The 7,227-nt window shown below is 73.3% G+C and carries 10 protein-coding genes, 1 rRNA gene and 2 pseudogenes; 8 read left to right on the plus strand and 5 right to left on the minus strand.

The window, feature by feature from the left end; translation table 11 throughout:
* The 3 genes from rrf to ACIHEI_RS37315 form a co-directional block, all read left to right on the plus strand.
* Positions 1-83: ribosomal RNA gene (gene rrf / locus ACIHEI_RS37305) — 5S ribosomal RNA — on the plus strand; the annotation flags it as partial.
* A gap of 180 nt (positions 84-263) precedes the next feature.
* On the plus strand, positions 264-632 hold the full coding sequence (locus ACIHEI_RS37310) for a VOC family protein (protein WP_396609972.1): 369 nt from the start codon (positions 264-266) through the stop codon (positions 630-632).
* A 72-nt stretch (positions 633-704) separates the two neighbouring features.
* On the plus strand, positions 705-1,313 hold the full coding sequence (locus ACIHEI_RS37315; RefSeq protein WP_396609973.1) for a hypothetical protein: 609 nt from the start codon (positions 705-707) through the stop codon (positions 1,311-1,313).
* A 55-nt stretch (positions 1,314-1,368) separates the two neighbouring features.
* Here the strand turns inward: ACIHEI_RS37315 and ACIHEI_RS37320 are convergent, their stop codons facing one another.
* From ACIHEI_RS37320 to ACIHEI_RS37335, 4 genes are all read right to left on the minus strand, one after another.
* Positions 1,369-1,740 (minus strand): hypothetical protein, encoded by a 372-nt coding sequence (locus ACIHEI_RS37320; RefSeq protein WP_387649931.1) that lies wholly within the window; start codon positions 1,738-1,740, stop codon positions 1,369-1,371.
* A 115-nt stretch (positions 1,741-1,855) separates the two neighbouring features.
* Complete coding sequence (locus tag ACIHEI_RS37325) at positions 1,856-2,419, minus strand: hypothetical protein (RefSeq protein ID WP_396609974.1); 564 nt, start codon at positions 2,417-2,419, stop codon at positions 1,856-1,858.
* Positions 2,420-2,440: 21 nt separating this feature from the next.
* Positions 2,441-2,806: a hypothetical protein gene (locus tag ACIHEI_RS37330; protein WP_396609975.1), complete on the minus strand. Its 366-nt coding sequence runs from the start codon at positions 2,804-2,806 to the stop codon at positions 2,441-2,443.
* 39 nt (positions 2,807-2,845) lie between these two features.
* Positions 2,846-3,400 carry a carboxymuconolactone decarboxylase family protein gene (locus ACIHEI_RS37335; RefSeq protein ID WP_396609976.1) on the minus strand — a complete coding sequence of 185 codons (555 nt, stop codon included), beginning with the start codon at positions 3,398-3,400 and terminating at the stop codon, positions 2,846-2,848.
* Between the two features lie 72 nt (positions 3,401-3,472).
* Between ACIHEI_RS37335 and ACIHEI_RS37340 the strand changes: the two genes are divergently transcribed.
* The 3 genes and pseudogenes from ACIHEI_RS37340 (at position 3,473) to ACIHEI_RS37350 (ending at position 4,913) form a co-directional block, all read left to right on the plus strand.
* Positions 3,473-3,973 (plus strand): MarR family winged helix-turn-helix transcriptional regulator, encoded by a 501-nt coding sequence (locus ACIHEI_RS37340; protein ID WP_396609977.1) that lies wholly within the window; start codon positions 3,473-3,475, stop codon positions 3,971-3,973.
* A 74-nt stretch (positions 3,974-4,047) separates the two neighbouring features.
* Positions 4,048-4,263: pseudogene (locus ACIHEI_RS37345) on the plus strand (MarR family transcriptional regulator); the annotation flags it as partial.
* A 149-nt stretch (positions 4,264-4,412) separates the two neighbouring features.
* Positions 4,413-4,913 carry a DUF6624 domain-containing protein gene (locus ACIHEI_RS37350; protein WP_396609978.1) on the plus strand — a complete coding sequence of 167 codons (501 nt, stop codon included), beginning with the start codon at positions 4,413-4,415 and terminating at the stop codon, positions 4,911-4,913.
* A 358-nt stretch (positions 4,914-5,271) separates the two neighbouring features.
* Here the strand turns inward: ACIHEI_RS37350 and ACIHEI_RS37355 are convergent, their stop codons facing one another.
* Positions 5,272-6,048: a lysophospholipid acyltransferase family protein gene (locus ACIHEI_RS37355; protein WP_387649945.1), complete on the minus strand. Its 777-nt coding sequence runs from the start codon at positions 6,046-6,048 to the stop codon at positions 5,272-5,274.
* A 477-nt stretch (positions 6,049-6,525) separates the two neighbouring features.
* On the opposite strand from ACIHEI_RS37355, the gene ACIHEI_RS37360 reads away from it, so the two are divergent.
* Both ACIHEI_RS37360 and ACIHEI_RS37365 read left to right on the plus strand, forming a co-directional pair.
* Entirely contained in the window at positions 6,526-6,852 is a 327-nt protein-coding gene (locus tag ACIHEI_RS37360) for a TlpA family protein disulfide reductase (protein ID WP_392956973.1), read from the plus strand.
* A gap of 284 nt (positions 6,853-7,136) precedes the next feature.
* A pseudogene (locus tag ACIHEI_RS37365) lies at positions 7,137-7,227 on the plus strand (electron transfer flavoprotein subunit beta); the annotation flags it as partial.

Here is a 7,227-nt window from a genome sequence, read left to right on the forward strand (position 1 = left end):
ACATTCCGAACCCGGAAGCTAAGCCTCACAGCGCCGATGGTACTGCAGGGGGGACCCTGTGGGAGAGTAGGACGCCGCCGAACAATTCTTCTGGAAAGGGCTCCAGCCAATAGGCTGGGGCCCTTTCTGCATTTCCGGGGGATCTCGAAGGCGGGCTGGGCCTGTTGCCGGCGGCGGTGTTGTCGGACCTGGGCCGTAGGCTCACGCGCGGAAGAACTGTCGTGCTGGGAAAGGGCGTTGACATGTTCCTTGGTCTTCGGACGGTGATCTACCCCGCGCCGGACCTGGCTGCCGCGAAGGTGTGGTGGACCTCGGTGCTGGGCGTCGAGCCGTACTTCGACGAGCCGTTCTATGTCGGCTTCAATGTCGGGGGCTACGAGTTGTCGCTCGATCCGAACGGCGATCCGGCGGCCGGCCCGGTGACGTACTGGGGGGTCAGGGACGCCGATGTGGCGCTGAAGTCGGTGGTGGCCGCGGGGGCGACGGTGCGGAGCGCGGTGCAGGAGGTCGGCGGCGGGATCCGGGTGGCGACGGTGGTCGAGCCGACGGGCGCGGTGGTCGGGTTGATCGAGAACCCGCAATTCGTTCTGCCTGAGACGCTGCCGGGTGAGGGCGAGGGTCCGGGGCGCTGAGTGGGAGGGTGACAGGGGTCCTGGCCGTGGTGGCCGGGGCCCGTTTGGTGTGTTGGGGGAGGGTGGCGCGGCGTGGGTTTTCACGGGTACTGGGTGCTGGGCGTGGTTCCTGACGAGGTGGCGGCAGGTGCCGGCCACTGGGCGCGGCGGCCGGAGACGGCGGTCGGGGAGTTGGCGTGGTGGCGGGAGCGGCTCGCGGCGCGGACGGAGTGGTTGCGGAGGCTGCCGGGCGGCGGGGCGTGGCGCGGGGACAATGCCCTGACGCTGGCGGGGGTGTTCGACGGCTGGCGGAGTGACGAGCCGGAGAGCGTGGACCAGGTGCGGTGGGAGCTGCTCGGCCTCCTGGAGGGGTGCGCGGAGGAGGAGCGCTGCGCGATCGGTGCGTCGAAGGCCTACCCGTTCGACGCGTTGGCGTTCGCGCTGGGGCCGGAGGCGGTGGAGCGGCTGCCGGGCTGGGGCGGCGAGTTCGTGCTCGCCGCGGCCGGGGTGCGGGAGCAACGGCCGGTGGTGGAGGGGCTGTTGGCGGGGGCTGAGGCTGGGCGGGCGGAGGCGTGGCTGTCGGTGATGGGCAATGAGGACGGAGGCGGGACGGTGGCGGAGCTGTTCGCCGGGCCGGTGCGAGTGTTGCGGGCGGCGGAGAGCGCGGGAGCGGGCGCGGTCGGGTTGGTGTTGGAGTTCTGAGGGGGCCAGGTGGCCGGGTTGCCGACCACCTGGCCTCGACGTCAGGCCCCGACCGTCAGTAGGCGGCGTTGGCGTGGTCGTTGAACCAGCCGGGCAGCTGCGGCCACCACTCGCCGGCGCCTGCGGTGAAGGTCATGCCGTCGCCGGACAGGTTCACCTGCTGGCCGGAGTAGGAGGCCCAACTCCTGAGCGAGGAGACCTTGTGGTTGACCAGGACGGGGAAGACCGTCCAGGTGCCGATCTGGAACTCCCAGCAGTCGCCCGAGTAGTTGTAGTCGGTGAAGACCTGCCCGTAGCCGGGCTGCCCGTAGTGGGTGCAGTTGCCGGCCGCGTGGGCGCTGGGCGTGGCGGCGGCGCTCAGTGCTGCGGCGGTGGTGAGGGCGAGGATTCCGGCCTTGAGGCGGGGCTTTCGGAACGTCAGGGGCATGTCGGTCAGCTCTCGTGGTGTGGTGTCTGGCGATAGTGATGATGTACCGTCACCGAGCCGATGCCCAGGGGGTTTCCAGCCAGTGAGCCGGTGGGAGCCCGGGCCCGAGCCCGGGTCAGTGACTGCCCGTCGGCTCCGCGCAGCCGTTCAGGAGGGCGGCGAAGGCGGTGCCGGCGGGGTCGGTGGGGTCGTCGGGGTCGAAGGGCTCGTCGGTGTAGGCGGGGAAGGTGTGCAGGACGGTGGCCCCGTCGGGTGAGGCGATGGCGTAGTACTCGGCGAGGTGGGAGAGGGATTGCCCGGCGTCCAGGAGGTGGGCGCGCAGCAGGAGTTGGCCGCAGGTGGTGCAGGTGATCCAGGGAACGAGGACGGGCTCGGCCGGGCTGTCGTGGTCGGGCTCGTAGGGCGAATCGGTCAGGGCGACGGGGGCGGGTCGGCCGTCTCCGGGGCAGCGGAGGAGGCCGGGGGTGAGGACCTCGCGTTCGCCCCAGATCTCGGCGAGGACGGAGAGCTGGGCCCGGACGGTCTCGCTGATCGGTATCTGGTGGGTGAGGAGGCCGGAGACGAGGACGCGCAGGCCGGCTTCCTGTTCGCCGATCTGCCAGCAGTCGGCGATGTCCTGGGCGTCCGGCTCGGGGAGGAGGGCGGCGAAGCGGTGCCAGGTGTCGATGTCGTTGTTCACCGGGCCGACGGTAGCGCGCCGTCAGGGGGTGGCGGCGTGGTGGTCGTTGTGGACGAGGAGGCGGGCGAGGTGGGCGGCGGTGGTGGTGACGGGGTGCCAGGTGGGGGCCCGGAGGTGGTCGGTGGGGGTGGGGTCGGGCGGGAGCGTGGCGAGGTGGTGGCGGAGGGCGGTGCCGAGGTCGGCGGTGAGGGCGGCCTCTTCGGAGGTGCGCAGGGTGTGGCCGAGCCAGGGGACGGGGGCGGTGGCGTCGCAGGCGTCGGTGAGGAGGGTGGCCAGGTGCGGGGCGGGGTCGAAGCCGGCGTCCTGGAGGCCGGGGGCGGCCAGGGTGAGGACCGCGGTCACCAGTTGGTGCCGTAGTGCGGGGAGGGCGAGGCCGCGGTCGGTCACCGGGGGAGCGTACCGGTTGGGCGGAGTGGTCAGGCGTGGTCAGGCGTGGGCGGCGAGTTGGGGGTCGATGGGGGCGTCGGTGAGGCGGTTGGCGAAGGTGGAGAGGGTGTAGGCGCCGAGGCCGAGGACGATTTCCAGGGCGTTGCCCGGGGTGAAGCCGTGGGCGAGGAAGGCGGCGAGGTCGGGTTCGGGGACGGCGCCGGTGTGGTCGAGGGCGGAGTGGACGAAGCGTCGGACGGCCTCGAGGCGGGCGTCCGGGAGGGGTTGTTGGGCGCGCAGGGCGGCGATCAGGTCGGGGTCGGCGTCGAGGTGGGTGAGCTTGGCGGTGTGCATGGCGACGCAGAGGTGGCAGCCGTTGCGGGTGGCGATGGTCAGGACGACGGTTTCGCGGACCAGCGGGTCGAGCTTGGTGGCGTCGAAGAGGGCGGTCAACGTGAGGAAGCCGTCGAGGAGTTGGGGTGAGTGGGCGAGGCGGGCGGCGGCGCTGGGGAGGTAGCCGAGGTTGCGGGTGATCCCCTCCAGGGAGCGGCGGGCGGCAGGCGGAGCGGTCTCGGGGGTGAGGTCGGGGAAGTGCTGGGCGGCGGTGGTGGGCATGGTGAGCCCTTTCGGGATCGGGCGGAGGCGTGCCGGGGCGGCCGTGGGCGTGCCGCGGCTGCGCGTCCTAGAATGGACAACGTGGTTGACCAAAACGTAAACCAGGTTGTCGATCAGCGCAACGGCTTCGAGCTTCCCCTGCTGCTGTTCGCCGGATTCCGCACGATCATCGACGAGTTGCACGCCGAACTCGCCCGCCAGGGCCACCCGGAGGCGCGGCCGGCGCACGGCTTCGCGCTGCAGGCGATCGGGCCGGACGGGGCGACGGCGAGCGAGATCGGGCGTCGGCTGGGGGTGTCCAAGCAGGCCGCCGGGAAGACGGTGGACCGGCTGGAGGCGCTCGGCTACGCGGAGCGGGCGGACGATCCGGGTGACGCGCGGCGCAAGGTGGTGCGGCTGACTCCGCGCGGGCTGGACATGCTGGCCCGGTCGGCGGAGGTGTTCGAGCAGATCCGCGGACGCTGGGCGGCGGCGCTCGGCGAGCAGCAGCTGCGCGAACTCGAGGACGGTCTGGCCCGGTTGGCCGGCCCGTCCGGTTTCCGGCTGGACGCGGCGGGCTGGTTCGGCGGCTGAGTGGCCGCGCCGGGGCGTTGCGGGAGAGTCGAGGCGTTGCGGAGAGCCGGCTGACGGGGCGTCGCGGGGGTGCAGTGCGGCCCGCGCACGGTTTCGCGGTGCAGGTGATCGGGCTGGAGGGGGCGACGGCGAGTGAGAGCGGGCGTCGGCTGGGGGTGTCCAAGCAGGCCGCCGGGAAGACGGTGGACCGGCTGAAGGCGCTCGGCTACGCGGAGCGGGCGGACGGCCCGGATGGCGTGCGGCGCAAGCCGGTGCGGCCGGCCCCGCGCGGGCTGGAGATGCCGGCCCGGTGCACGTCGCGGGCCCGGGAACACCTCAAGTATTCCAGCGGGAGGGGCGGCCTGTCGCCGGTCTTCGGGATGATCTTCGGGCCGATCCGCCCGTCCAGAATGGTGCTGTCCGGCGCCGCCGAGGGTGCCCGAGAGCGACGGAGAGTGGAATGACCCCCGAAGTGGCCGCGCTGGCAGCCGAGTTGACCGCGATGGGGGCCGCCGATCGGGCGTCCGCGCCGCTGGCGAACAGCGAGGACCCGGCGGAGCGGCTGGCGTGGCGGCGCTCGACCGCGCGGCACGCGGACCGGCTGGCCGAGCTGCTGGACGAGCACGGCTGGCCCGTCGCTGCGGAGGTCGGCGCGGAGGCGGCGCAGGCCGCGTGGCTGATCGCGCAGCACGCCGACCGGCAACTGGACGTCCAGCGGCGGGCGTTGCGGCTGATGGAGCAGGCGGTGGCCGAAGGTGCGGCGGGGGCGCGGGAGTTGGCGTTCCTGCGGGACCGGGTGCTGGTGAACGAGGGGCGGGAGCAGGTCTACGGCACCCAGATCGCGGGGGTGCGCGACGGCGCGCCGGTGCCGTGGCCGTGCGAGGACCCGGCGCGGATGGACGAGCGGCGGGCCGGGGTCGGCATCCCGCCGTTCGGCGAGTACGTCGCGCAATTCGCCTGAGCGGCGCGCCCGGCGAGTGCGCCACGCGGTGTGCCGACTCCGGTGTGCCCGGCCGGTGCGCGCGTCGCGCATTGCGTCCGCCGCCGGTGTGCCCGGCGAGTGTGTCGCGCATTGCGTCCACCGACGGTGTGTTCGGCCGGTGCGTCGCGCGGTTCGCTTGAGCGGCGCGCCCGGCGAGTGCGCGGCGTGGTGTGCCGACTCCGGTGTGTCCGGCGAGCGCGCTGCGCGGTGCGTCAACGCTGGTGTGCCCGGCCGGTGCGTCGCGCGGTTCGCCTGCGCGGGTGGTTCGGCGAGTGCGCCGAGCCCGCCGCCCGGTCCGGCGTAAGGCCGGGAGGCCGGGCGGTGGGCGGCCGGTGGGTCAGCCGGCGTCGCGGGCGGCGCGGCGTTCGGCCTTGGCAGTGGCCTCCGCCTCGTCCTCGGCCTCGGCCTGCTCCGGGGTGGGGGCGGTGCCGCCGAGGTGGGCGGGGACCCACCAGGAGTCGTCGGGGCCGGTCGGCTTGGCCGGGTACTCGCGCTGGGCGCGGTCGAGCATCTCGGACATGGCGGCGCGCAGGCGGCGGGTGACCATGACCGGCCGGTCGGCCTCGGTGAGGTGGATCGGCTCGCCGATCATGATGGTGACGGGGACGTGGCGCTTCGTCAGGGTCTTCGGGCGGCCCTTGGTCCACAGCTGCTGGGTGCCCCAGAGGACGACGGGCAGCAGCGGGGTGCCGGAGTCGGCGGCCATCCGGGCGGCGCCGGTCTTGAACTTCTTCAGCATGAACGAGCGGCTGATGGTGGCCTCGGGGAAGACGCCGACCACCTCGCCTTCGCGCAGCGCCTTGACCGCGGCCTCGTAGGCCGGCTGGCCGTCGGTGCGGTCGACGGGGATGTGCTTCATGCCGCGCATCAGCGGGCCGGAGATCTTGTGCCGGAACACGTCGTCCTTGGCCATGAAGCGGGTCTTGCGCCGGGCCACCCGGTAGGCGCCGAAGCCGGCGAAGATGAAGTCCAGGTAGCTGATGTGGTTGCTGACCAGGACGGCGCCGCCGGTGGCGGGGATGTGCTCGGCGCCGACGATGTTGATCCGCAGGTCCAGCGCCTTGAACGCGGTGAGCGCGGTGCGGATCACCGGCGGGTACACGAACTCTGCCACGGTCAGTCCTACTTCCCAGGGGCCTGTTGCCCGGTGCGTTGGATCCCGGGGCGTGGCAGGGCCGACGGGTTGCGGCACGCCGCGGCGGCCACGGGTGTTTCCCCCCGATGATCCCCCGAACGGGCACGGTCTGTCACGCCCGTGCACGGCGCGGCCCGGACCTGCGGGTGCGGGCGCGGTGCGGGCGGGGGCGGGACGCCCGGCGGGGAGCCGGAGTTCGGGGTGGCGGCGGCCCGGCGGCGGTCCGTGCCCGGCAGGCAAATCCGGGCGAACCGGGGCAGCCGGGCGACCCCGGACCGGCGTGCGCGCCGGGGTGGGGAGTGGTGCGGACCTCGCGCATCGGTACGTACGGAGGGTGCCCGAAGGCGGGGAATTCGGCGCGGACGGCGTTTGTCACACTTGAACGGTGATCGGACCGATCGGTGCCCGCGGGCGCCGACAGCGGTCGGCGAGGTGCGGGACGGGAGGCGGCGAAGGATGGGCGGCGAGGACGGGGCGGTGCGGTTGACCGGGGCGGAGCTCGGTGCCGCGCTGGGCGAGCGGGCGACGCTGGTGCAGTTCTCCACCTCTTTCTGTCAGCCGTGCCGGGCGACCCGCCGCACCCTCGCCGAGGTCGCGGGGATGGTCGACGGGGTGGCGCACGTGGAGGTGGACGCCGAGTCGCAGCTTGAACTGGTGCGCCGGCTGGAGATCCTGCGCACCCCGACCGTGCTGGTGCTGGACGCCGCGGGCCGCGTGGTGCGCCGGGCGGCAGGTCAGCCGCGCACGGTGGACGTGATCGCGGCACTCGGCGAGGCCGTCTAGCGTTCAATCTCACAGGCGTTCTGGTGCCGGGTCAGGTGGCAGTCGGGCCTGCCTGCGGCAGGATGGGCCAAGGCGGTGGCACGGGTGCCGGGCCGGACCTGCGGCAGCGTAAGCTACTGGCGAGTAGTGACGGCTGAGCTACTCATGAGTATGCTGCCGGGGAGTTCCGGCGGGGCACCGGCGCGCGCCGCCCGGACCGCGGCCCCGCGCGTGTGCCGAGACCACTCGACACGCACGGACGCAGCCGCAGCCGCCGGATCGGACCAGTAACAGGAGAGCAGGCCGTGAGCTTGAGGATCGTTGTCTGTGTGAAGTACGTGCCCGACGCGACCGGTGATCGTCGCTTCGCGGACGATGCGACCACCGATCGGGAGG

The organism is Kitasatospora sp. NPDC051984 (genome assembly GCF_044593455.1).
In the GTDB taxonomy this organism is placed as follows: domain Bacteria; phylum Actinomycetota; class Actinomycetes; order Streptomycetales; family Streptomycetaceae; genus Kitasatospora.